Here is a 23479-nt window from a genome sequence, read left to right as displayed (position 1 = left end):
CTTACTCAGTGACGACCTCGTTACCATTAACGATGGTCTTGATGATTTTATAATCGCGGGTAAAGGCGGTCAGGTTAGCGACCATTCCCGGTGCGATGCTGCCGAGCTGCTGTTCTACGCCAATCGCGCGCGCAGGGTAGAGGGTTGCCATCCGCAACACTTCGTCCAGCGCAATACCGCAATGTTCGACGAGGTTCCGGACACCTTCAATCATGGTCAGTGAAGACCCGCTGAGGGTTCCGTTTTCATCTACGCACAGCCCATTCCGGTAGTATATTGTTTTACCAGCAAAAATGAACTGCTCAATCTCTGCACCCGCCGGGGCGGTGGCATCGGTGACCAGACACAGCTTGTCACCCTTGAGGCGTTTGGCATTTCGCACGTTAGCATAATCGACGTGCATCCCGTCGACGATAATACCGCAGTAGACGTCCGGCTCGTCGAAAATCGCGCCTGCCAGGCCCGGTTCACGCCCGGTAATATACGGCATAGCATTATACAGGTGCGTGGCGAAGGTGATGCCAGCGCGGAAGCCTGCTTTTGCCTCTTTCAATGTGGCGTTGGAATGCCCGGCGGAAACGACGATCCCGGCCGCGACCAGCTGGCGAATCACTTCGCTACCGACGCGCTCAGGCGCAAGCGTCACCTTGGTAATCACATCGGCGTTTTCACACAGGAAATCGACCAGCGCCGCATCCGGTTTGCGAACATAATCCGGGTTGTGCGTGCCTTTCTTCACCATGTTCAGCCACGGGCCTTCGAGGTGCAGGCCCAGCGCCTGGTTCGGATGTTTTTGCAGGTATTCGCGCATCACGCGCACGCCCTGTTTCATCAGCTCGTCGCTGGAGGTGATCAGCGTCGGCAGATAGCTGGTGCAGCCAGAACGTTCGTTGGCTTTTTGCATGATTTCCAGCGTGTCGACAGTGACCGCATCAGGGCTGTCGTTAAACTGCACGCCGCCGCAGCCATTCAGCTGGACGTCGATAAAACCGGGGGCAAGAATGGCGCCATTGACCGAGCGTTGCTCAATCCCAGACGGTAAATCAGCCAGTGAACAGATACGTTCGATAAGGCCATCAGCGATAACAATCGCATGGTCATCCAAAATTTCATGACCGGTATAAATCCGGCCTTGGGTTAATGCATACATTACGACCCCCGGTTCACGCACGCTCCTGCCGCTGGCTTCTCCAGGCCAGGCCTGGGTAGCGCGAGGGGAGCGGGCGCATCAAAAAAATGAAATGTCCCGCGGACAGGCCGCAGGACCAGACTACCTTACAGCCCTTTGACGTTTTCGGCTTCTAATTCATTGAAGTATTTCAACGTCTTCACTTTCAGCTCCATGGTGGACGGCTCGTCGCAGACCACAACCGCTTTCGGGTGCAGCTGCAGACAGGTGATGGTCCACATATGGTTGACGTTGCCTTCTACCGCCGCCTGCAGCGCCAGCGCTTTCTGATGGCCCAGCACCAGAATCATCACTTCTTCGGCATCCAGCAGAGTACCCACGCCAACGGTGAGGGCGTATTTTGGTACCAGATCAACGTCGCCGTCGAAGAAGCGGGAGTTTGCCACGCGGGTGTCATGGGTCAGGGTTTTAATACGGGTACGAGAAGCCAGAGAAGAAGCCGGTTCGTTGAACGCGATGTGTCCGTCGTTGCCTACGCCGCCCATAAACAGGTTAATTTTGCCGTAAGAGCGGATTTTTTCTTCATAACGACGGCATTCTGCATCGATATCTGGCGCGTTACCATTCAGAAGGTTAATGTTTTCCGCCGGAATATCAACGTGATCAAAGAAGTTGCGATGCATGAAGCTATGATAGCTTTCCGGATGCTCTTTCGGCAGACCAACGTATTCGTCCATGTTGAAGGTGACAACATGTTTGAAGCTGACCTGGCCTGATTTGTGCATCTCAACCAGCGCTTTGTAAGCGGTCAGAGGGGTGCCACCGGTAGGCAGACCAAGGACAAACGGACGGTCTGCTGTCGGTTTGAACGCATTGATGCGATTAACGATATGGCGAGCGGCCCATTTGCCGACTTGTTCAGCGGTTACCAGGGGGATCAGTCTCATTCTTCACCTCTATAGTTAAATTAGAACCTGGCGGATTGGCGCCAGCATACTATTAAGAGTATTGCAGTCTCTACGCCGACCGGGGTCAATCCGTGTTGATTTTTTGAATGATAAAATAAGTTTTCGAAGTTAGCCAGTCATCGGGAGGGGTTAATACGATATTTGGTGATTATAGTCACAAAAAATACGTAATTAATTTGCGATACGAATTAATTTTCAACACACTTTACCAGTAAGTTAAAAATCTGACCTGGTTACACAATAAAAAAATGGCTTTACACGAGCCTTACGGGGTCTAATAGGGGGAATAAAGTGAGCATTCTAGGCTATTTACAAAAGGTTGGTCGCGCACTGATGGTGCCGGTCGCCACGCTGCCAGCGGCAGCGATCTTAATGGGTGTCGGTTACTGGATTGACCCGGTTAGCTGGGGTGGCGACAACGCTCTTGCGGCGCTGTTCATCAAGTCCGGTTCTGCCATCATCGACAACATGTCTGTACTGTTCGCCATTGGTGTGGCTTACGGTATGTCCAAAGATAAAGATGGTGCTGCGGCACTGACCGGTTTTGTGGGCTTCCTCGTGTTGACCACGCTTTGTTCTCCTGCTGCGGTCGCGATGATCCAGAAGATCCCTGCGGACCAGGTTCCTGCTGCTTTCGGTAAAATCAGCAACCAGTTCGTCGGTATCCTTGTCGGTATTATCTCCGCCGAACTGTACAACCGCTTCAGCGGCGTTGAACTGCCGAAAGCGCTGTCGTTCTTCAGCGGCCGTCGTCTGGTGCCAATCCTCACCTCGTTTGTGATGATTGTCGTCGCGTTCATCCTGATGTATGTCTGGCCGGTCATTTTTGATGGTCTGGTAAACTTCGGTGAGCACATCCAGAAACTCGGTTCTGCGGGCGCAGGTATCTATGCGTTCTTCAACCGTCTGCTGATCCCGGTTGGTCTGCACCACGCGCTGAACTCCGTATTCTGGTTTGACGTGGCAGGTATCAACGATATTCCTAACTTCCTCGGTGGCGCACAGTCTATCGCGGCGGGTAAAGCGGAAATCGGTATCACTGGTCGTTATCAGGCGGGCTTCTTCCCGATCATGATGTTCGGTCTGCCGGGTGCGGCGCTGGCTATCTATCACTGCGCGCGTCCTGAGAATAAAGCGAAAGTGCTGGGTATTATGATGGCGGGTGCATTTGCTGCCTTCTTTACTGGTATCACCGAACCGCTGGAATTCTCCTTCATGTTCGTGGCGCCGGTGCTGTATTTCATCCACGCCGTACTGACGGGGATCTCCGTATTCATCGCGGCGAGCATGCACTGGATTGCCGGTTTCGGCTTCAGCGCCGGTCTGGTGGATATGTTCCTGTCCACCCGTAACCCGCTGGCAACTCACTGGTACATGCTGATCCCGCAGGGTCTGGTGTTCTTCGTGATTTACTACGTGGTGTTCCGCTTCACCATCACTAAATTCAACCTGATGACCCCGGGTCGTGAACTGGCGGTTGCCGGCAGCGAAGCGGATGGTCAGGATGTGAATGTGAGCGGTGATAAAGAGCAGGATGTTGCAGGTCTGGCGCGTCAGTACATTGCCGCTGTCGGCGGTTCTGACAACCTGACCGGTATCGACGCCTGTATCACCCGTCTGCGTCTGAACGTTAAAGACTCCGCATTAGTGAATGAAGCACTGGCGAAAAAACTGGGGGCTTCTGGCGTGATTCGCCTGAACAAAACCAGCGTCCAGATCATCGTTGGCTTCGTCGCTGAAAAAATTGCTAACGCCATGAAGACCACCGGTCCGGTTGCAGCAGCAGCAGCCACGGCAAGCGCACCCGCAGCGACGGCTGCCGCAAAACCGCAGGCCGTAGCGAATGCCAAAACCATCGAGGCGCTGGTATCGCCAATTACCGGTGATATTGTGGCGCTGGAGCAGGTACCTGATGAAGCCTTCGCCAGCAAAGCCGTCGGCGACGGTGTGGCGGTGAAACCGACGGATAAAACCGTGGTTGCGCCAGCGGCAGGGACAGTGGTTAAGATCTTCAATACCAACCACGCGTTCTGTCTGGAAACCGAAAACGGCGCGGAAATTGTTGTCCACATGGGCATCGATACCGTCGCGCTGGAAGGCAAAGGCTTCAAACGCCTGGTCGAAGAGGGTGCGGAAGTCAAAGCCGGCCAGCCAGTTCTGGAAATGGATCTCGACTTCCTGAATGCCAATGCACGCTCAATGATCAGCCCGGTCGTCTGCAGCAACAGCGACGATTACAGCGCGCTGGTGATTCTGGCGACCGGTAAGGTTATCGCTGGCCAGACGCCACTGTATGAGATTAAAGGCAAGTAAGGCTCCTGAGTAGAGTTTATGCCTGAGCGGCGGGGGGAAACCTCCGCCGCTTTTTTTTACAGCAAATGACCCCATAATCATCTTCAGACAGCGATTTTGCGTAACTAATAGTTGTCACTACGTCCTGCTTGTAAGATCATGTGCCGTTATACGTTGTTTACGCTTTGAGGAACCCACGATGAGTGAGGCAGAAGCCCGCCCGACTAACTTTATTCGTCAGATCATTGATGAAGATCTGGCTACTGGTAAGCACACCACCGTTCACACGCGTTTCCCACCGGAACCGAACGGTTATCTGCACATTGGCCATGCAAAATCTATTTGCCTGAACTTCGGTATTGCTCAGGATTATCAAGGCCAATGCAATCTGCGTTTCGATGACACCAACCCGGTGAAAGAAGATATCGAATACGTTGAGTCGATTAAAAACGACGTGCAGTGGTTAGGTTTCCACTGGTCCGGGGAAGTTTGCTACTCGTCTGATTATTTTGATCAACTGCACCAGTATGCCGTTGAGCTGATTAACAAAGGCCTGGCCTACGTTGACGAACTGTCGGCGGATGAAATTCGCGAATACCGCGGTTCGCTGAAAGCGCCGGGCAAAAACAGCCCGTACCGCGATCGCAGCGTGGAAGAGAACCTGGCGCTGTTTGAAAAAATGCGTACCGGTGGTTTTGAAGAGGGTAAAGCCTGCCTGCGTGCGAAAATCGATATGGCATCGCCGTTTATCGTGATGCGCGATCCGGTGCTGTACCGAATTAAATTCGCCGATCACCACCAGACCGGCAGCAAGTGGTGCATCTACCCGATGTACGACTTTACGCACTGCATCAGCGATGCGCTGGAAGGCATTACCCACTCGCTGTGTACTCTGGAGTTCCAGGACAACCGTCGCCTGTATGACTGGGTGCTGGACAACATCAGCATCCCGGTTCACCCGCGTCAGTATGAATTCTCGCGCCTGAATCTCGAATATACCGTGATGTCCAAGCGTAAGCTGAACCAGCTGGTGACCGAGAAGCACGTTGAAGGCTGGGACGACCCGCGTATGCCGACCATTTCCGGTCTGCGTCGCCGCGGCTATACCGCCGAGTCCATCCGCGAGTTTTGCAAGCGCATTGGCGTGACCAAGCAAGACAACACCATTGAGATGGCGTCGCTGGAATCCTGCATTCGCGAAGATCTCAACGAAAACGCCCCGCGTGCGATGGCGGTGATCGATCCGGTTAAACTGGTTATCGAAAACTACCCGCAGGGCGGCAGCGAAATGGTGACGATGCCGAATCATCCGAACAAGCCGGAGATGGGCAGCCGTGACGTTCCGTTCAGCGCCGAGATCTGGATTGACCGCGCCGACTTCCGTGAAGAAGCCAACAAGCAGTACAAGCGTCTGGTGCTGGGCAAAGAAGTGCGCCTGCGCAATGCCTACGTGATCAAAGCCGAACGCGTAGAGAAGGATGCCGAAGGTACCATCACCACCATCTTCTGTACCTACGACGCCGATACGCTGAGCAAAGATCCTGCCGATGGCCGTAAGGTGAAAGGCGTGATCCACTGGGTCAGCGCAGCACACGCGCTGCCGGTTGAAATCCGTCTCTACGATCGTCTATTCAGCGTGCCGAACCCGGGCGCAGAAGACGATTTCCTGACGGTTATGAACCCGGAATCGCTGGTGATTAAGCACGGCTTCGCGGAGCCGAGCCTGGCGGAAGCACAGGCCAGCAAAGCCTATCAGTTCGAGCGTGAAGGTTATTTCTGCCTCGATAGCCGTTATGCTACCGCGACCCATCTGGTGTTTAACCGCACCGTGGGCCTGCGTGATACCTGGGCAAAAATCGGCGCATAAATCCGCGTCGCATATCGCCATCAAAAACGCCGCGCTAAGCGGCGTTTTTTTATCTCACCTGTCACGACCTCTTTGCTGACAGTAGCCGCTCAGGCGTTGTCTGGCGCATCCTGCCGGCCATTTCCGTCGCTAGCTTAATAATCCGGCCCCGACATTTACCGATAGACCAAGAATAATGAGATTAAAGATGAATGAGATAACCGACTGGAGCAGGGTTATTTTACGCATGTCGGTGGTCCCCGTAGCGACATCTGCGGTTTGCGAGGCGACGGCGATAGTGAAGGAGTAGTAGAGAAAATCCCAATAACCCGGCGCGTCGGGCTTTTCTGCAAAAATCATCGGGGTGACCTCATCGCTGAGGGTCAGGTAATGCCGGTGCGCGTAATGCATGGCGAAAGAGCTGGGTAATAAAGTCCAGGAGGCAATCAGGGTGGTTGCCGTCAGCACCAGGTGCAGTACCCGGGTGCCACCGGTCAGCGCTTTCAGGGTGGAAAGCTCGCTGAGGATGGTAATGATGCTGGCCGAACAGGCGAGTATCATCAGGGTTAATACCAGAGTCGCGCTCTGGTCCTGTCGTCTGGCGATACGCGGTATGTCGCTGACTTTGGTTGACAGCATTCGCAACCACATAAACAGCAAATACAGCCACGCCAGCACGTTCCAGCTAATCAACGCGCGCTGAATCATCCCCAATCCTCGCGGCAGTAAGAAATAGCTTATTAGCGCCGCGCAAACCGCCAGCAGCAGCCAGAATCGCCCCTGAAAATAGCTCGTTAACTCAAAACGCATGGTATGAATAACTTTTATAAGACAGTGATGAGATTAACTGTAGAGCATTGAATTTCGAAGGGAGGAGGGGACGGCAAATATTCCCGCTAATGCGACGCTCAAGAAAGCAGGTTTGGTTATTTTCGTGATGCGAATTAATCTTGTTTGCAGCTGGTTGAATTTCGCGTCTGGTCTGTCGGCGATAGTGGCGTGAAAAACCGTTGTAAGCGCTTTCATTTTCTATTTTATCCTGATTTTGCAAACACTTCCGCGATAAAAGTATGACGTCTAATATTGTAACAAAAAGAAATAGAATATGTGCGCTTTGTCATAATCTTAAGCTTTGGTCGGCGAAAGAGATTGATAATTCGCGTCACGAAAAATAGTCTATCAATAGTGGTCAGGCGGATTTTTACCGCTCCACTTTTTAGCAGTCTTATTTATTTTTTCGCGGTTTGCCCTTGGCACCGCTTTTAAAACGTCAAAGAGGATATGCACATGCGTACGTTTAGTGGCAAACGTAGTACGCTGGCGTTGGCTATTGCCGCCGTCACCGCGATGTCGAGCTGGATCGTTGTTCCGCAGGCCAGCGCAGCAGGATTTATTGATGATTCCACATTAACCGGCGGTATCTATTACTGGCAGCGTGAGCGTGACCGTAAAGATGTGACCGACGGCGATCAGTACAAAACCAACCTTTCTCACTCCACCTGGAACGCCAACCTCGACTTCCAGTCCGGCTATGCTGCCGATATGTTCGGTCTTGACGTGGCGGCCTTCACCGCCATCGAAATGGCGGAAAGCAGCGAAAGCGGACACCCGAACGAAATTGCCTTCTCTTCACGAAATAAAACGTATGACGAAGATTACTCTGGCGATAAGAGCGGGATCAGCCTGTATAAGGCTGCGGCGAAATTTAAATACGGCCCGGTATGGGCGCGTGCTGGTTATATCCAGCCAACCGGGCAAACGCTGCTGGCTCCGCACTGGAGCTTTATGCCAGGTACTTACCAGGGTGCTGAAGCCGGGGCCAACTTTGATTACGGTGACGCCGGTGCGCTGAGTTTCTCCTACATGTGGACGAACGAATACAAAGCGCCATGGCACATCGAAATGGATGAGTTCTATCAGAACGACAAGAAAACCAAAGTCGATTATCTGCACTCGCTGGGCGCCAAATACGATTTCAAAAATGACCTCGTGCTGGAAGCGGCGTTTGGCCAGGCTGAAGGCTATATCGACCAGTATTTTGCCAAAGCCAGCTACAAATTTGACATTGCCGGCACGCCGTTAAACACCAGCTACCAGTTCTACGGTACGCGTGACAAAGTCAGCAACGGCGGCAGCAACGATATTTACGACGGCACCGCCTGGCTGCAGGCATTGACCTTCGGTTACAAGGTCGCTGACGTGCTCGATCTGCGTCTGGAAGGGACCTGGGTGAAAGCCGACGGCCAGCAGGGTTACTTCCTGCAGCGTATGACCCCGACCTATGCGTCGTCCAACGGTCGTCTTGATGTGTGGTGGGATAACCGCTCTGACTTCAACGCCAACGGCGAAAAAGCGGTGTTCTTCGGCGCGATGTATGACATGAAAAACTGGAACATGCCGGGCTGGGCGTTTGGCGCATCATACGTTTACGCCTGGGATGCTAAGCCGGGCAGAATGTCCACGCCGGACGCTTATTACAACGCGGACACCCGTCTGGAAGAGTCAGCCTACAGCCTGGATGCCATGTACACCGTCCAGGACGGACGCGCCAAAGGCACGCTGTTCAAACTGCACTTCACGCAATACGACAACCACACCGATATCCCGAGCTGGAGCGGTGGTTATGGCAACATCTTCCAGGATGAGCGTGACGTGAAATTCATGGTTATTGCCCCGTTCACTATTTTCTGATGCCGTCGCGGCAGGCCTGAACCTGCCGCAACTCTGAGAGGTTAATGATGAAAAAACTATTGCTCATCGCGATAATGGCATCAGGGCTGGTAGCCTGTACGCAGTCTCCCGCGCCAAAAGAAGATGCAAAACTGAAAGATGCCTACAGCGCCTGCATTAATACCGCAGAAGGCAACCCGGACAAGGTCCAGGCCTGCCAGAGCGTGCTGGATGTGCTGAAAGAAGATAAGCAGCATCAGCAGTTCGCAAATCAGGAAAGCGTGCGCGTCCTCGATTACCAGCAGTGTATTCTGGCGACCCGCACCGGCAACGATCAGGCCGTGAAGGCGCGTTGCGACCAGATCTGGAAAGAGATCCGCAGCAACAATACTAAACCCTGATAGCCTTCAGCCATCAGCGCATAAAAAAAGCCAACCGTCAGGTTGGCTTTTTGCTGTTTGCGCGGCGGGAAACTTATTTTTCCACCGCGTCGTGTGCATGCTCATCTTCGCGGCAGTCGCCTTCTGCACAGTGGCCGTACAGGTACAGGCTGTGGTTGGTCAGACGGATGCCGTGACGGGTAGCGATCTCACGCTGGCGCGCTTCAATAGAGTCATCACTGAACTCGATCACTTTGCCACAATCGAGGCAAATAAGATGATCGTGATGATGCTGCTGCGTCAGTTCGAAAACAGATTTACCGCCTTCGAAATTATGGCGGGTAACAATGCCAGCATCATCAAACTGGTTCAGTACGCGGTATACGGTAGCCAGACCAATTTCTTCACCCATGTCGATCAGGCGTTTGTATAAATCTTCCGCACTGACGTGATGGTTATCCGGTTCCTGTAAAACTTCCAGGATTTTTAATCGTGGAAGTGTGACTTTCAGGCCAGCCTTCTTTAATGCGGTATTGTTGTCAGTCATGCGGAATCTGTCCTGTTGCTAATCGATCTACTTCCATCAGCGGAAGTAATACAGAGAATCACCCGATGTAATGCGTCTCATTATAGAACTGCCATGTTGAAATGAAAACCGCAAGCATCGTGCCTTGTATGCTGTTAAAAACGAGGTGCCAGTTACAAACTGCGTCACCTGACCTCATCGAATCAGAGGACATTGTACAGATATGTGGTTAAAAGTTAAAAACTTGTAGCTATTAGTTTTATTGCTTTTACCTATCAAATCGGCGAAACCATAAGGTAACGCAGTTTGATCATTATGCGTTTTTGATTTCTTCGAGGTGCAGCTCTTCAGAAACCTGCTTCACCCACTGAGAGACACGTTCGTTGGTCAATTCAGGCTGGCGATCTTCATCGATAGCCAGACCGACGAAATGGTCGTCATCCGCCAGGCCTTTAGAGGCTTCAAAATGGTAGCCCGCCGTCGGCCAGTGACCCACGATAGTGGCGCCGCGCGGCTCGATAATGTCGCGAATGGTGCCTAATGCATCACAGAAATATTCTGCATAGTCTTCCTGGTCGCCGCAGCCAAACAGTGCAGCCAGTTTACCGTTGAAGTCGACCTCTTCCAGCGTCGGGAAGAAATCGTCCCAGTCGCACTGCGCTTCACCGTAGTACCAGGTAGGAATGCCGAGCAGCAGAATGTCGTAGGCTTCCAGATCTTCTTTGCTGCTCTTGGCAATGTCGTGAACATCAGCAACATCTTTACCAAGCTGCTTCTGAATCATTTTTGCAATATTCTCGGTGTTGCCCGTGTCGCTGCCAAAAAAGATGCCGATGATTGCCATGAGTAAAATAACCTCTTGAAACTTAATAATGTGGTAGTGGCGTAATGCCCGCAGATAACGGCAATCATAGCAGAACAGGCGAGGGCGCGGAAACAGCAATCACGCCCGACTGCACACTCTGCTACATGAAAGCGTTTTTTTGAGGATTTTCAGGCTTTATCCTGGCGATGCAGGGCAGCCAGCTGAGTCATGAGTATCTCTTCGATCAAATCGCTGCGGTTCATATTGCGTGCTTCCGCCAGCTCATTGAGTGCGTCTACTGCCTCCGCGTTGAGTTTTAGCTCAACACGCTTCAGCCCGCGAACTTTATCGCGTTTGAGCTGATTACGTTTGTTGATGCGCAGTTGTTCATCGCGCGCAAGCGGATTGGTCTTTGGTCTTCCCGGGCGCCGCTCGGTTGCGAACAAATCTAATGTCGTACGGTCCGTTTGTTCTTTTGCCATGATTCTGAGTGACTTCGGGGAAACAGGTTGTCGGGCTATAGCCGACACAGATAGCGCGCCATAATACATCAGGCGAACCGCTGCGCCAACGACCGCGGGCATTCTGCTGCGCGGTCGGGCAGTTTTTAGCCAGTTAGGCCTGTCGTGTGCTCAGATAGCGGCGAATTGCGCGCAAAACGGCCTCCGGTTTCTCGGCATGGACCCAGTGGCCGGCCCCGGCAATCACATGCGCCCGCGCCTGCGGGAACTGGGCGAGCAGGGTGTCACGATAGGCATCGGTGACGTAAGGTGAATTCCCGCCGGGGATAAACAGCGCCGGATGCGGCCACGCCGGAATAGGTTCCCAGCCGACAATATGCGGGTACTGCTCCCATAGCACCGGCACGTTAAAGCGCCACTGACCATCGACGAAGGATTTCAGCAGGAACTGAATCACGCCTTCTTCCTGCAGATGTTCGCGCATCACGGCGGCTGCCTGCTGGCGAGAGGTCGCGGCGGCTTCGGTGACGGCGTTAATGGCGGCAAAAATTTCGTCGTGGCGACGCACGTGGTAATCCACAGGGGCAATATCGATAGCGACCAGGCCATCAATGCGATCGGCGGCTACGGCGCTGAGCGCCATCACCGCTTTACCACCCATCGAATGACCAATAAACGTGGCTTTCTCAATCTGCCGATCGTCCAGCGTATCGATCAGATCCTGCGCCATCGCCGCATAGCTCATCTCTGGCGAACGAGGGGAAAGCCCATGATTGCGCATATCAACCTGCACAACATCGTGGTCGCTGACCAGATCGCGAGCGAGGATCCCGAGGTTGTCGAGACTGCCGAACAGGCCGTGGACGAGGATGACAGGAGAATTATTGTGCGGATTTTGTGCAGATTGCGCGCGGCTATTTAATTTCATGGCAAAGTTCTTTTTTTCGCTTCGTCGGGTTAGGGTATTATGTTGGACATTCTGCCATCCGGCTGCAAGACCCAGAGCTATCTGAGTTTTACCGCCATCCTGGTTTGACGCTATTCGCGGTCAGGATTTGTCCTTATAATCCTGACAACTTGTATTCAGAATAAGATATCGCACTGGATTAAGATGAAAACAATTGAAGTTGATGATGATCTCTATCGCTATATTGCCAGCCACACCCAGCATATTGGTGAGAGTGCATCCGACATTTTACGGCGCATGCTGAAATTTTCCGCCGCTTCCCAGACTACCGCACCGATCGCGAAAGCGGCTCCGGCACCGTCAGCGACCCCTGTCGTTGAGGTTAAACCCGCGAACCCGGCGAAAGATAAAGTCCGCGCCATGCGCGAGCTGCTGTTATCAGATGAGTACGCCGAACAAAAACGTGCGGTTAACCGTTTTATGTTGATCCTGACGACGCTCTATTCTCTCGACAATAAAGCGTTTTCCGAGGCGACCGAGTCTCTGCACGGACGTACCCGCGTCTACTTTGCAGAAGATTCACGGATCCTGCTGAAAAGCGGCAACCAGACCAAGCCGAAACAGGTTCCGGGTACGCCGTGGTGGGTCATCACCAATACCAATACCGGCCGCAAATGCAGCATGATTGAACACATCATGCAGTCGATGCAGTTCCCTGCGGAATTAATTGAGAAAGTCTGCGGCACGATCTAGTTTTATTCACCTTGCATCAGAAGGATCAGGCAATGGCAATCGATAAGCGTGCGGGGCAACCTGCACAACAGAGTGATTTGATTAACGTCGCTCAGTTGACCGCGCAGTACTATGTACTGAAGCCGGAAGTGGGCAATGCGGAGCATGCAGTGAAGTTCGGGACCTCAGGCCATCGCGGCAGTGCGGCTCGCCATAACTTCAATGAGCAGCACATTCTGGCGATCGCTCAGGCGATTGCGGAAGATCGCGCGAAGAACGGTATCACCGGTCCATGCTACGTTGGTAAAGACACCCACGCGCTCTCTGAACCTGCTTTCATTTCCGTACTGGAAGTGCTGGCGGCGAACGGTGTTGATGTTATCGTGCAGGAAAACAACGGTTTCACCCCGACACCGGCTATTTCCAACGCTATTCTGGTGCACAATAAAAAAGGTGGCCCGCTGGCGGATGGCATCGTGATTACGCCGTCCCACAACCCGCCGGAAGATGGTGGTATCAAATACAATCCGCCAAACGGTGGCCCGGCTGATACCAACGTCACCAAAGTGGTTGAGAACCGTGCCAACGAACTGCTGGCTGCCGGCCTGCAGGGCGTCAAACGTATCTCTCTCGACGCGGCGCTGGCATCTGGTCATGTGCAAGAGCAGGACCTGGTGCAGCCGTTTATCGAAGGGCTGGCGGATATCGTCGATATGGCGGCAATCCAGAAAGCTGGCCTGAAGCTCGGCGTCGATCCGCTCGGCGGCTCCGGTATCGAATACTGGAAACGCATCGCAGAATTCTACAAGCTTGATCTGACCATCGTTAACGATCATGTCGATCAAACCTTCCGCTTCATGCACCTCGATAAAGACGGCGCTATCCGTATGGACTGCTCCTCTGAGTGTGCAATGGCGGGCCTGCTGGCGCTGCGCGATAAGTTCGATCTGGCCTTTGCCAACGATCCGGATTATGACCGCCACGGTATCGTGACGCCGGCTGGTCTGATGAACCCGAACCACTATCTGGCGGTGGCGATCAACTACCTGTTCCAGCACCGTCCGCAGTGGGGACAGGATGTGGCCGTCGGTAAAACGCTGGTCTCTTCCGCGATGATCGACCGGGTGGTAAACGACCTGGGCCGCAAGCTGGTGGAAGTGCCGGTTGGCTTCAAATGGTTTGTTGACGGTCTGTTCGACGGCAGCTTCGGCTTCGGCGGCGAAGAGAGCGCCGGTGCATCGTTCCTGCGCTTCGATGGTACGCCGTGGTCGACCGACAAAGACGGGATTATCATGTGCCTGCTGGCCGCTGAAATCACCGCGGTCACCGGTAAAAACCCGCAGCAGCACTATGACGAACTGGCTGCCCGCTTCGGCGCGCCGAGCTACAACCGTCTGCAGGCATCGGCAACCTCCGCACAGAAAGCGGCGCTGTCGAAACTGTCGCCGGAAATGGTCAGCGCCAGCCAGCTGGCAGGCGACCCGATCACCGCCCGCCTGACTGCGGCACCGGGTAACGGCGCCTCGATTGGCGGTCTGAAAGTGATGACCGACAACGGCTGGTTTGCCGCGCGTCCGTCAGGTACCGAAGATGCCTATAAGATTTACTGCGAGAGCTTCCTTGGCGAAGCCCACCGCAAGCAGATCGAGAAAGAAGCGGTTGAGATCGTCAGCGAAGTGCTGAAAAACGCCTGAGTCAGGTGACAATCTGGCGCATGGGTTAAGCGGCAGATCGTGATAAAAGGGTTCCATGATCTTCATGGAGCCCTTTTTTGTTGTACCGGGTTACGGCATAAAGCGATAACCGATGCCGGTTTCGGTCAGCAGATGCTGCGGGCGCGCCGGATCGACCTCCAGCTTTTGCCGCAGGTGCCCCATATAAATACGTAAATAGTGGCTGTGCTCCACCGCATTCGGTCCCCACACCTGATTGAGCAGGTGACGCTGGGTGAGCACTTTGCCGGGATTACTCAGCAGGGCGGTCAGCAGCCGAAACTCAATGGGGGTCAGGTGGATCTCTTCTTCGCCGCGAACAATTCGCCGGGCCGGAATATCGACCTGGATATCCGCGAAACGCACTACCGGCTCATCCGCCTGTGTCCCGCCGTGGCGGCGCAACGCCACCCGTAGCCGGGCCTGCAGCTCACCAATACCAAAAGGTTTACTGAGATAGTCATCGGCCCCGGCATCCAGCGCCGCGATTTTATCGTGCTCCTCGGTGCGGGCCGACAGCACCAGAATCGGCATCTGGCTCCACTGGCGCACCTCACGGATAAATTCATTGCCGTCGCCATCGGGCAGGCCAAGGTCAAGGATCGTTAAATCAGGTTTGCGGGTAGCGGCTTCAATCAGGCCCCGTTGCAGGGTATCGGCTTCAAATACGCGCATGCCGTCGGCTTCCAGCGCGGTGCGCAGAAAGCGGCGGATGGCATGTTCATCTTCGATAATGAGTACGTTAATCACCAGTTCTTCCCGTTCAGACAGATAAGCGATACTGCGCCTGAAACGCCCAGGATAAACACGCTGCCGGGTCAGGCAGCGCCATGCCACTCATCCAGCGCCGGGGGCGTTTCTCGCGGCAGTGTAACACGGAAGCAGGCGCCGCCTTCTGGTCGCGTGTAGGCGCTGATGGTTCCACCGTGCACTTCGACAATTGCCCGGCAGATGGCCAGCCCCAGCCCAACGCCCGGGATCGCCGACTCCTTATGCCCGCGGGCGAACTTATCAAAGATAGCCTGTTCCTTGCCGCTCGGGATCCCAGGGCCGTTATCCCACACGCTCAACAGCAGTTGGTTGTCATCGGCCTGCGCGCTGATGCCGATCTGCGCCTGGGAACCGGCATATTTCCAGGCATTCTCCAGCAGGTTGATCAACACCCGTTCAAACAGCGGGCCATCGACGTGAACCAACAGCAGCGGGTCGGGTAGCGCCAGCTGAATATGTTGCCCGCCAAGGCCCGGCTCCAGCATCCGTAAGGCGCTGCCAATCACCTCTTCGAGGGTCAGCCACTCTTTATTCAGGTTAAAGCCGCCGGACTGGATGCGCGCCATATCCAGCAGATTGTTCACCAGCCGGGTAGTGTTGAGCACGTGCTGACGAATTTCATTGGCCTGGGGCGCATGTTTCGAGCCTTCGCTGGCAAGGTCGAGGGTCAGGATCTCCGCCTGGCCGAACAGCACGGTCAGCGGGGTACGTAAATCATGGGAGAGGGCCGCCAGCAGCGAGTTACGCAGGCTTTCCCGCTCGCTGTTGAGGCGCGCTTGCTCCTCGCTGGCGGTCAGCGTCAGGCGCTCCAACGCGCTGGCGACCAGCAGCGTAAAGGTCTCCAGCAGGCGCTGCTGTTCGGGGATCATCAACTGACGCAGGTTATCCGGTTCAACCACCAGCAACCCCCAGGTACGGGTGGCGCTTTTCAGCGGTAAAATTTGATAGGGAACGCCGGGCAGCGTGTCGGTACCGGCTCCGGCCGGCTGGCCCTTATCGAAGCTCCAGTGGGCGATGGCATCATCCCACGAGGTCAGGCCGGGCTGCTGGGTCAGCGGATGCAGCTTGCCGCTGGCGTCGGGCAACAGTAGCTGGCCGCGGGCCTGAAAGGTCGAGGCGATAAAGCGCTCGCTGGTGGCGGCAATATCATCCTCGCTGCGCCCGACCGCCAGCGCTTTTGACATCTCATACAGATGACGGGTGCGCTGCTCGCGGTAGCGCGCCACGCGCGCCTGGTAGCGGACGCCGGCGGTGAGATTCCCGATCAGCAGGCCGACGGTCAGCATCACCCCGAAGGTCAGCAGGTATTGCACATCGGAGACCGCAAGGGTACCGCGCGGCGAGACAAAGAACAGGTCGAAGCTGACCACGTTGATCACCGTCGCCAGCACCGACGGCCAGCGGCCGTACAGCAGGGCGATGATCACCACGCCGAGCAGATAGAGCATTACCAGGTTGGCGGCTTCGAAACCAACCAGCCATTGCATCGCCACCAACGTAATCACTGCGCATAGCGCGAGTGCTACAAAGCAGCCCTGGATCTGCAGGCGCCACTTTTCCATGGTGGTTCGGGTATCGTTCGCCCGTGCGGGCAGAGGGGCGCTTTTTTCATCGAGGGCGATGACCACCAGATCGAGGTCTGGCGCGTAGCGCGCAAGGCGGTCGGCAAACCCGGTACGGCTCCACCAGCGGCGCTTGCCCTGGCGACCGATGACGATTTTGCCGAGGTTATGTTCCCGGGCGTAGTGCAGCACCGCCTTTTCTTCATGCGGGTCGGAGAGGGTTGCCGTTTCCGCCCCCAGCTCCTGTGCGAGCCGCAGGGCCGCGAGGATCGCCCGGCGTTTGGCTTCCGGCAGGCGGTGCAGGGACGGGGTTTCGACGTACACCGCGTGCCAGATGCTGCCGAGTCGGGCGGCCAGACGCGCGGCGGCGCGCACCAGCTTTTCACTGCCGGTGTTGTGGCCGATGCACAGCAAAATGGTATCGCGGGTATGCCAGACTTTCTCCTGGCCCTGGTGGTCGCGCCAGGCGCGCATCTGCTCATCTACCCGGTCGGCGGTGCGCCGCAAAGCCAGCTCGCGCAGGGCGATCAGATTTCCTTTGCGGAAAAAGTTCTCGATAGCCCGCTCGGCCTGGCCGCCAATATAGACCTTGCCCTCGTTCAGGCGCTGGCGGAGATCGTCGGGAGGCAGGTCGACCAGCACCACGTCGTCGGCGGCATCAAAGAAAGGATCGGGGACGGTTTCGCGCACCTGCACGCCGGTAATGCCGCTGACGACATCGTTCAGGCTCTCCAGGTGCTGGACATTTACCGTGGTAAAGACGTCGATCCCGGCATCAAGCAGCTCTTCGACATCCTGCCAGCGTTTGGGGTGGCGCGATCCCGGGGCGTTGCTGTGCGCCAGTTCATCGACGAGGATCAGCGCCGGGCGGCGTGCCAGCGCGGCGTCGAGATCGAACTCGTGGACGTAGCGCCCACGATGCGAAAGGCGGCGCTGGGGGAGGGTGCTGAGCCCCTCAAGCATCGCCGCGGTTTCTTTGCGCCCGTGGGTTTCCGCCACGCCGATCAGAATATCCAGCCCCTGAGCGCGGAGCCGCTGCGCTTCAGCTAACATGGCCCAGGTTTTTCCGACCCCGGCACAGGCGCCAAAGAACACTTTTAGCTTGCCACGATGCGGCTCGCCGGTATGTTGCAACAGGCGGTCCGGGTCAGGGCGCAGCGGCTCGTCACTCATGTTACTTATCCTTCAGGGCATCCAGTGCCATATTCAGTTGCACTATATTTACCACAGGTTGACCGAGAAAACTGACCAGCGGTTTTTCGGTTGCTTCATTGACCATTCGGGTCAACTGTTCAGCGCTGAGGCCGCGGGCTTTGGCGATGCGCGGCACCTGCCAGAGCGCCGCCGGCGGCGTAAGATGACTATCCAGCCCGCTCGCCGACGCGGTGACCAGCTCTACCGGAACGCGTGGGTCAGCATCCGGATTGGCCTGACGCAGCGCGGCGACGCGCTCGCTGATAGCCTTATCCATCGCCGGGTTACTGGCGGCGAGGTTACTCCCGCCGGAGGCCAGCGGATTATCCGGCGTCTCTGCCGTTGCCGACGGGCGTCCCTGGAAATAGCCCGCGTCGGTAAAGTTCTGGCCAATCAGGCTGGAGCCGCGCACTTCACCGGCGATGCGGATCAACGAACCGTTAGCCTGCTGGGGGAACCACCACTGCCCGAGCGCGGTGGTCAGCAGGGGATAGACGCCGCCGGTGATCAGCATTAACAGAATAAATAGCACAAGTGCCGGTCGAATCAATGTCATGGTCATTTCCTCACAGCAGCCCGGTCAGGGTCAGTAACAGATCGATAGCTTTGATGCCGATAAACGGTACCAGCAACCCGCCGAGGCCATAGACCCACAGGTTGCGTCGCAGCATGGCCGACGCGGACAGCGGGCGATAGCTCACCCCCTTCAGCGCCAGCGGGATCAGGAAGACGATAATCAGCGCGTTAAAGATAACCGCGCTCAGAATGGCCGACGCCGGCGAGTGCAGGTGCATGACGTTCAGCATCGCGAGCTGCGGGTAAACCGCGGCAAAGGCGGCCGGGATAATGGCGAAATACTTCGCCACGTCGTTGGCGATACTGAAGGTGGTTAACGAACCACGGGTCATCAGCATCTGCTTACCGATATGGACCACTTCAATCAGCTTGGTCGGGTTCGAGTCGAGGTCCACCATGTTGCCGGCCTCTTTCGCCGCCTGGGTACCGGAGTTCATCGCTACCGCCACATCCGCCTGCGCCAGCGCCGGGGCGTCATTGGTGCCGTCGCCGGTCATCGCTACCAGTCGGCCTTCGGACTGATACTGGCGAATCAGCGCCAGTTTTGCCTCCGGAGTCGCTTCGGCAAGGAAGTCATCGACGCCCGCTTCGGCGGCAATCGCCGCGGCGGTCAGGCGGTTATCACCGGTGATCATCACCGTTTTGATGCCCATCTTACGCAGTTGAGCAAAGCGCTCTTTAATCCCGCCTTTGACGATGTCTTTCAGCGAAATGACCCCCAGCACGCGTTCACCTTCGGCCACCACCAGCGGCGTCGCCCCCAGACGGGCAACTTCCTCCACCTGCTTATCAACATCCGCCGGAAAGTGCCCGCCATTGGCCTCAACGTGGCGGCGAATGGCATCGACGGAGCCTTTACGGATCATGCGGCTATCGATGTTAATACCGCTCATGCGGGTCTGGGCAGTGAAGGGGACAAAGGTCGCGTGCAGCGACTGCAGATCCCGTTCACGCAGGTTAAAGCGCTGTTTCGCCAGTATCACGATGCTGCGACCTTCCGGTGTCTCATCCGCCAGCGAGGAGAGCTGAGCGGCATCGGCGAGGGTTTTTTCTTCTACTCCCTGAGCCGGCAGGAAGGCCGAGGCCTGGCGGTTACCGAGGGTAATGGTGCCGGTTTTATCCAGCAGCAGTACGTCGACGTCACCCGCCGCCTCCACCGCCCGCCCGCTGGTGGCGATAACGTTGGCGCCCAGCATACGGCTCATCCCGGCGACACCGATGGCGGAAAGCAGACCGCCGATGGTGGTAGGGATCAGGCACACCAGCAGGGCGACCAGCACCGTGACGCTGACCGCGCTTCCGCTCCAGGCCGAGAACGGCCAGATGGTGGCGGTGGCGAGCAGGAACACCAGCGTCAGGGCGATCAACAGGATCGTCAGCGCAATTTCGTTGGGGGTTTTACGGCGTTGCGCGCCTTCCACCATGGCGATCATCCGGTCGAGGAAAGTTTCCCCTGGATTGACGCTACAGCGGATCACCAACCAGTCGGAGAGAATGCGCGTCCCGCCGGTCACCGAGGCAAAGTCGCCGCCGGATTCGCGGATCACCGGCGCGGACTCACCGGTAATGGCGCTTTCGTCCACCGAGGCGCCGCCTTCAATGACTTCACCATCACAAGGGATGATATCGCCGGCTTCCACCAGCACGATGTCGCCTTTGCGTAAATCATCGGCCGGAATATGGTCGATGGGGGCGTCATGCTGCGGCGCGCGCAGCTTACGGGCAAAGGAGGTCTTTTTGACCCCTTTGAGGCTATTGGCCTGGGCTTTACTGCGGCCCTCGGCCATGGCTTCGGCGAAGTTGGCGAACAGCACGGTAAACCACAGCCAGATACTCACGGCGGCAGTAAACCCGGCGCTGCCGGTGAGATGCCCGCTGGCCATCGCCACCGCCAGCAGGGTGGTGATCAGGCTGCCGATCCAGACGATGAACATCACCGGGTTGCGCCACTGAACCATCGGGCTGAGTTTTTTCACTGCGTCCAGCAGCGCCTGGCGCACCAGCGTCGGTTCCAGCAGGGCTAATTGCTTGCGACTCATAACAGATTGCTCCGCATCACTTACAGTAAGGAAAAGTGTTCCGCCAACGGGCCGAGCGCCAGTGCGGGAATAAAGGTCAGGGCGCCGACCAACAGCACGGTGCCAATCAGCAGACCGACAAACAGCACATCGTGGGTGGCGAGGGTACCGGCGCCGGTGGGCTGGATTTTCTTCTTCACCAATGACCCGGCGATCACCATCACCGGCACGATGACGCCAAACCGACCGACCAGCATGCAAAATGCCAGCAGCAGGTTCCAGAACGGCGTAGCCGCGCCGAGACCGGCAAAGGCGCTACCGTTGTTGTTGGCGGCGGAGGTCACGGCGTACAGCACTTCGCTGAAGCCGTGAGGGCCGGGATTGAACATCCCCGCGCGTCCGGCGTCGGTCATCATCGCCAGCGCGGTGCCCAGCAGGACCAGCGTTGGGGTCACCAGAATCGCCAGAGCGATCATCTTCATCTCACGCACGTCGATCTTCTTACCGAGATACTCCGGCGTACGGCCGATCATCAGCCCGGCGATAAACACCGCCAGCATGACAAACAGCAGCATGCCGTACAGCCCGGAGCCCACGCCGCCGAAGACCACTTCGCCGATCTGCATCAACCACATCGGGACCATGCCGCCGAGGGCGGTAAACGAGTCATGCATGGCGTTCACCGCGCCACAGGAGGCGGCGGTGGTGATAACCGCAAACAGGCTGCTGGTTAAGATGCCAAAGCGACTCTCTTTACCTTCCATATTGATGCTGCTGTCCGCGCCCAGCGTCAGCAAGTGCGGGTTACCCTGGGTTTCCGCCCACATCACCACCGCCACGCAGACGATAAAGATCAGGGTCATGGCCCACAAAATCGCATGTCCCTGGCGGCGATCGCCGACCACGTCGCCAAAGGCAAAGCACAGCGCCGCGGGGATCAAGAAGATCGCCAGCATCTGCACCATGTTGCTCAGCGCGGTGGGGTTCTCAAACGGGTGGGCGGAGTTGGCATTAAAGAAACCGCCGCCGTTGGTGCCGAGCATTTTTATCGCTTCCTGCGAGGCGACCGGCCCCATGGGCAGCGACTGATGCAGGCCCTCGATCGAGGTGAAAGCCTGATACGGCAGCAAGTTCTGCGGCACACCTTGCTGAATAAAGAACACAGCAATCAGCAGAGCGATCGGCAACAGCAGCCACAGGGTGATGCGGGTGAGATCGACCCAGGCGTTGCCCAGGGTCGTGACCTGCTGACGAGACCAGGCGCGAGTAAAGGCAAAAATCACCGCGATGCCGGTCGCCGCTGAGAGGAAGTTCTGCACCGTCAGCCCGACCATCTGGCTGAGGTAGCTCATGGTGCTTTCCCCGGCGTAGGCCTGCCAGTTGGTATTGCTGATAAAGCTCACTGCGGTGTTCAGCGCCAGATCCCAGGAGAGCCCGGGCAGATGCTGCGGGTTGAACGGCAGCGACCCCTGACACAACAACAGAACGAACAGCACCAACAGCCCGAGCGCATTGAACAGCAAAATGGCCAGCAGATACTGGCACCAGTTCATCTCCTGGGTATTGATACCGGCAACCCGCCATATTCCACGTTCAACACCGACAAGACCCGGGAGCGGGGTATCGTTGATCATCCTGGCCAGCAGCGTCCCCGTGGGGCGTGCCAGCACCATCAGCAGTAAAAGAAAACTGGCGATAAGTAAAAATCCTTGTGCGGCCATCAGAATGCCTCCGCATTTATCAAGGCGTAGACCAAATAAGCCAGCAACAGGAATACCAGCGTAACGCCAGCAATGACGCCTGCACTCACAATCCACCTCCGGGTGTCTTTACGATTTACCCGGAGGATAGAAATTTTGGTGCAAAGATTTTGCAAAAATCAGAATCGGCGGTGTAAAAAAAATATAAAAATCGCAAAAACCACAATTTAACCAATGGTTAGTATTAATTTAACTGTTTCGTAACTTATTTACCGGATGAATGTAAATAAAGGCTAAATCGTCAGCTTTTAGTGGTCGGATGAGTAGTAAAATTACAAGCAAAGCGGTATTATTTTAGCCAGAAAGACATTGTAACTTTACCGGCGTCGATTGCCGGCCTGACAAAGGGGAGAGAAATTATGACGTTGTACAAAAATTATCCTGCTCACGTAATCTTTTTACGTCGTGCCTTCGCCGTTGTGGCTGGCGTAGCGGCATTTCCGCTGATGCTGTTCTGGAAAGATCGCGCCCGCTATTACAGCTGGCTGCACCGCGTCTGGGCGAAAACCAGCGAGCAGCCGGTGTGGATGGCCCAGGCTGAAAAAGCCGCCGCTGATTTTTACTGATCGTCTCTGCCAGACACCACGACCGCCGGTTTTCCGGCGGTTTTTTTTATCGCTTCTGATCTACACTTATGGCGTGCAACCCTAAGGAGCCGCAATGAGTGAGAGTTGGTTAGAGGACGATGATAAAACCCGTTTGTACACCCTGCATGAACTGGATACGCTGCATCGTGAGGGCCTGACCCGCGGCAAGCTGATCGACTTCCACAGTCGCTATAAACTTATCCTGCTGGCCCATTCACAGCCTGAATACCGCAAAATCGGCCCGTTTGTTGCCGATATCGCACAATGGCCGTCGCTGGAGGCCTTTTTTGTCGCCTACCGTGAACGTCTGGTGAGCCTGCTGGCGCACCCCTCAACCCGCCGCAATCATACTAACGTGCTGATGCATGTTCAGGGCTATTTCCGTGAGCATTTGAGCGCGGCGCAAAAGCAGGAGCTGGTCGCCTTGATCGATGACTATCGCCTGGGCCGACAGCCTCTGCTTGCGCCGGTGCGCCTCCTGCAACACTATATGACTGAATTTCCTGATACTTACCTTGCCGGGCAGCGTTATTTTAACCCCTGGCCGGAAGCATCGGTTTAACACGACGTCACTGATTGCAGG

General features: G+C 56.0%; 20 protein-coding genes and 2 pseudogenes. 8 read left to right on the top strand and 14 right to left on the bottom strand.

The features are described 5' to 3' along the window. Nucleotide 1: 1 nt before the first annotated feature. Both nagA and nagB read right to left on the bottom strand, forming a co-directional pair. On the bottom strand, nucleotides 2-1150 hold the full coding sequence (nagA, locus tag HF679_RS11515) for an N-acetylglucosamine-6-phosphate deacetylase (protein WP_123755960.1): 1149 nt from the start codon (nucleotides 1148-1150) through the stop codon (nucleotides 2-4). A gap of 125 nt (nucleotides 1151-1275) precedes the next feature. Beyond that, complete coding sequence (nagB, locus tag HF679_RS11510; RefSeq protein ID WP_123755961.1) at nucleotides 1276-2076, bottom strand: glucosamine-6-phosphate deaminase; 801 nt, start codon at nucleotides 2074-2076, stop codon at nucleotides 1276-1278. A gap of 312 nt (nucleotides 2077-2388) precedes the next feature. On the opposite strand from nagB, the gene nagE reads away from it, so the two are divergent. Continuing rightward, on the top strand, nucleotides 2389-4410 hold the full coding sequence (gene nagE, locus HF679_RS11505; RefSeq protein ID WP_187042994.1) for an N-acetylglucosamine-specific PTS transporter subunit IIBC: 2022 nt from the start codon (nucleotides 2389-2391) through the stop codon (nucleotides 4408-4410). A gap of 178 nt (nucleotides 4411-4588) precedes the next feature. Beyond that, nucleotides 4589-6256 (top strand): glutamine--tRNA ligase, encoded by a 1668-nt coding sequence (gene glnS, locus HF679_RS11500; protein ID WP_174508393.1) that lies wholly within the window; start codon nucleotides 4589-4591, stop codon nucleotides 6254-6256. 129 nt (nucleotides 6257-6385) lie between these two features. On the opposite strand, the gene HF679_RS11495 is transcribed toward glnS, so the two are convergent. Beyond that, the gene (locus tag HF679_RS11495; RefSeq protein WP_154143459.1) at nucleotides 6386-7045 is read right to left on the bottom strand and encodes a DUF1345 domain-containing protein; all 660 of its coding nucleotides are present in this window, start codon (nucleotides 7043-7045) and stop codon (nucleotides 6386-6388) included. Nucleotides 7046-7272: 227 nt separating this feature from the next. Beyond that, nucleotides 7273-7458: pseudogene (locus HF679_RS24880) on the bottom strand (methionine synthase); the annotation flags it as partial. 64 nt (nucleotides 7459-7522) lie between these two features. Here HF679_RS24880 and chiP point away from each other — a divergent pair. Both chiP and chiQ read left to right on the top strand, forming a co-directional pair. Next, nucleotides 7523-8926, top strand: a complete 1404-nt coding sequence (gene chiP / locus HF679_RS11490) for a chitoporin ChiP (RefSeq protein WP_123755966.1) — start codon at nucleotides 7523-7525, stop codon at nucleotides 8924-8926. A gap of 47 nt (nucleotides 8927-8973) precedes the next feature. Continuing rightward, complete coding sequence (chiQ, locus tag HF679_RS11485) at nucleotides 8974-9306, top strand: ChiQ/YbfN family lipoprotein (RefSeq protein ID WP_123755967.1); 333 nt, start codon at nucleotides 8974-8976, stop codon at nucleotides 9304-9306. 73 nt (nucleotides 9307-9379) lie between these two features. Here the strand turns inward: chiQ and fur are convergent, their stop codons facing one another. The 4 genes from fur to ybfF form a co-directional block, all read right to left on the bottom strand. Next, entirely contained in the window at nucleotides 9380-9832 is a 453-nt protein-coding gene (gene fur / locus HF679_RS11480) for a ferric iron uptake transcriptional regulator (protein WP_123755968.1), read from the bottom strand. 292 nt (nucleotides 9833-10124) lie between these two features. Beyond that, on the bottom strand, nucleotides 10125-10655 hold the full coding sequence (fldA, locus tag HF679_RS11475; protein ID WP_174508395.1) for a flavodoxin FldA: 531 nt from the start codon (nucleotides 10653-10655) through the stop codon (nucleotides 10125-10127). Nucleotides 10656-10804: 149 nt separating this feature from the next. Then, nucleotides 10805-11098: a LexA regulated protein gene (ybfE, locus tag HF679_RS11470; protein ID WP_174508396.1), complete on the bottom strand. Its 294-nt coding sequence runs from the start codon at nucleotides 11096-11098 to the stop codon at nucleotides 10805-10807. Nucleotides 11099-11231: 133 nt separating this feature from the next. Beyond that, nucleotides 11232-12005 (bottom strand): esterase, encoded by a 774-nt coding sequence (gene ybfF, locus HF679_RS11465; protein WP_154143458.1) that lies wholly within the window; start codon nucleotides 12003-12005, stop codon nucleotides 11232-11234. Between the two features lie 183 nt (nucleotides 12006-12188). Here ybfF and seqA point away from each other — a divergent pair, with 183 nt between their 5' ends. Together seqA and pgm are read left to right on the top strand one after the other, a co-directional pair. Beyond that, entirely contained in the window at nucleotides 12189-12737 is a 549-nt protein-coding gene (seqA, locus tag HF679_RS11460; RefSeq protein WP_123755971.1) for a replication initiation negative regulator SeqA, read from the top strand. 32 nt (nucleotides 12738-12769) lie between these two features. Continuing rightward, nucleotides 12770-14410 carry a phosphoglucomutase (alpha-D-glucose-1,6-bisphosphate-dependent) gene (gene pgm / locus HF679_RS11455; RefSeq protein WP_123755972.1) on the top strand — a complete coding sequence of 547 codons (1641 nt, stop codon included), beginning with the start codon at nucleotides 12770-12772 and terminating at the stop codon, nucleotides 14408-14410. Nucleotides 14411-14500: 90 nt separating this feature from the next. On the opposite strand, the gene kdpE is transcribed toward pgm, so the two are convergent. The 6 genes from kdpE to kdpF form a co-directional block, all read right to left on the bottom strand. Then, entirely contained in the window at nucleotides 14501-15178 is a 678-nt protein-coding gene (gene kdpE, locus HF679_RS11450; protein WP_123756234.1) for a two-component system response regulator KdpE, read from the bottom strand. A gap of 68 nt (nucleotides 15179-15246) precedes the next feature. After that, nucleotides 15247-17934: a two-component system sensor histidine kinase KdpD gene (gene kdpD / locus HF679_RS11445; protein ID WP_187042993.1), complete on the bottom strand. Its 2688-nt coding sequence runs from the start codon at nucleotides 17932-17934 to the stop codon at nucleotides 15247-15249. A 1-nt stretch (nucleotide 17935) separates the two neighbouring features. Further along, nucleotides 17936-18511, bottom strand: a complete 576-nt coding sequence (gene kdpC / locus HF679_RS11440; protein ID WP_123755974.1) for a potassium-transporting ATPase subunit KdpC — start codon at nucleotides 18509-18511, stop codon at nucleotides 17936-17938. 10 nt (nucleotides 18512-18521) lie between these two features. Beyond that, entirely contained in the window at nucleotides 18522-20570 is a 2049-nt protein-coding gene (kdpB, locus tag HF679_RS11435; RefSeq protein WP_123755975.1) for a potassium-transporting ATPase subunit KdpB, read from the bottom strand. A 20-nt stretch (nucleotides 20571-20590) separates the two neighbouring features. Continuing rightward, complete coding sequence (gene kdpA / locus HF679_RS11430; RefSeq protein WP_187042992.1) at nucleotides 20591-22270, bottom strand: potassium-transporting ATPase subunit KdpA; 1680 nt, start codon at nucleotides 22268-22270, stop codon at nucleotides 20591-20593. Next, a complete protein-coding gene (gene kdpF / locus HF679_RS11425; protein WP_123755977.1) occupies nucleotides 22270-22359 on the bottom strand; it encodes a K(+)-transporting ATPase subunit F in 90 nt (29 codons plus the stop codon). The genes kdpA and kdpF overlap by 1 nt, the downstream gene beginning before the upstream one ends. Nucleotides 22360-22668: 309 nt before the next feature. Between kdpF and HF679_RS11420 the strand changes: the two genes are divergently transcribed. Together HF679_RS11420 and HF679_RS11415 are read left to right on the top strand one after the other, a co-directional pair. Further along, nucleotides 22669-22875 carry a DUF2517 family protein gene (locus HF679_RS11420; protein ID WP_123755978.1) on the top strand — a complete coding sequence of 69 codons (207 nt, stop codon included), beginning with the start codon at nucleotides 22669-22671 and terminating at the stop codon, nucleotides 22873-22875. A gap of 109 nt (nucleotides 22876-22984) precedes the next feature. Further along, nucleotides 22985-23458: pseudogene (locus tag HF679_RS11415) on the top strand (YbgA family protein); the annotation flags it as partial. Nucleotides 23459-23479 lie beyond the last annotated feature (21 nt).

The organism is Enterobacter sp. JUb54 (genome assembly GCF_014298075.1).
Taxonomy (GTDB): Bacteria; Pseudomonadota; Gammaproteobacteria; order Enterobacterales; family Enterobacteriaceae; genus Klebsiella; species Klebsiella lignicola.
This window is presented reverse-complemented; position numbering and strand designations above follow the sequence as displayed.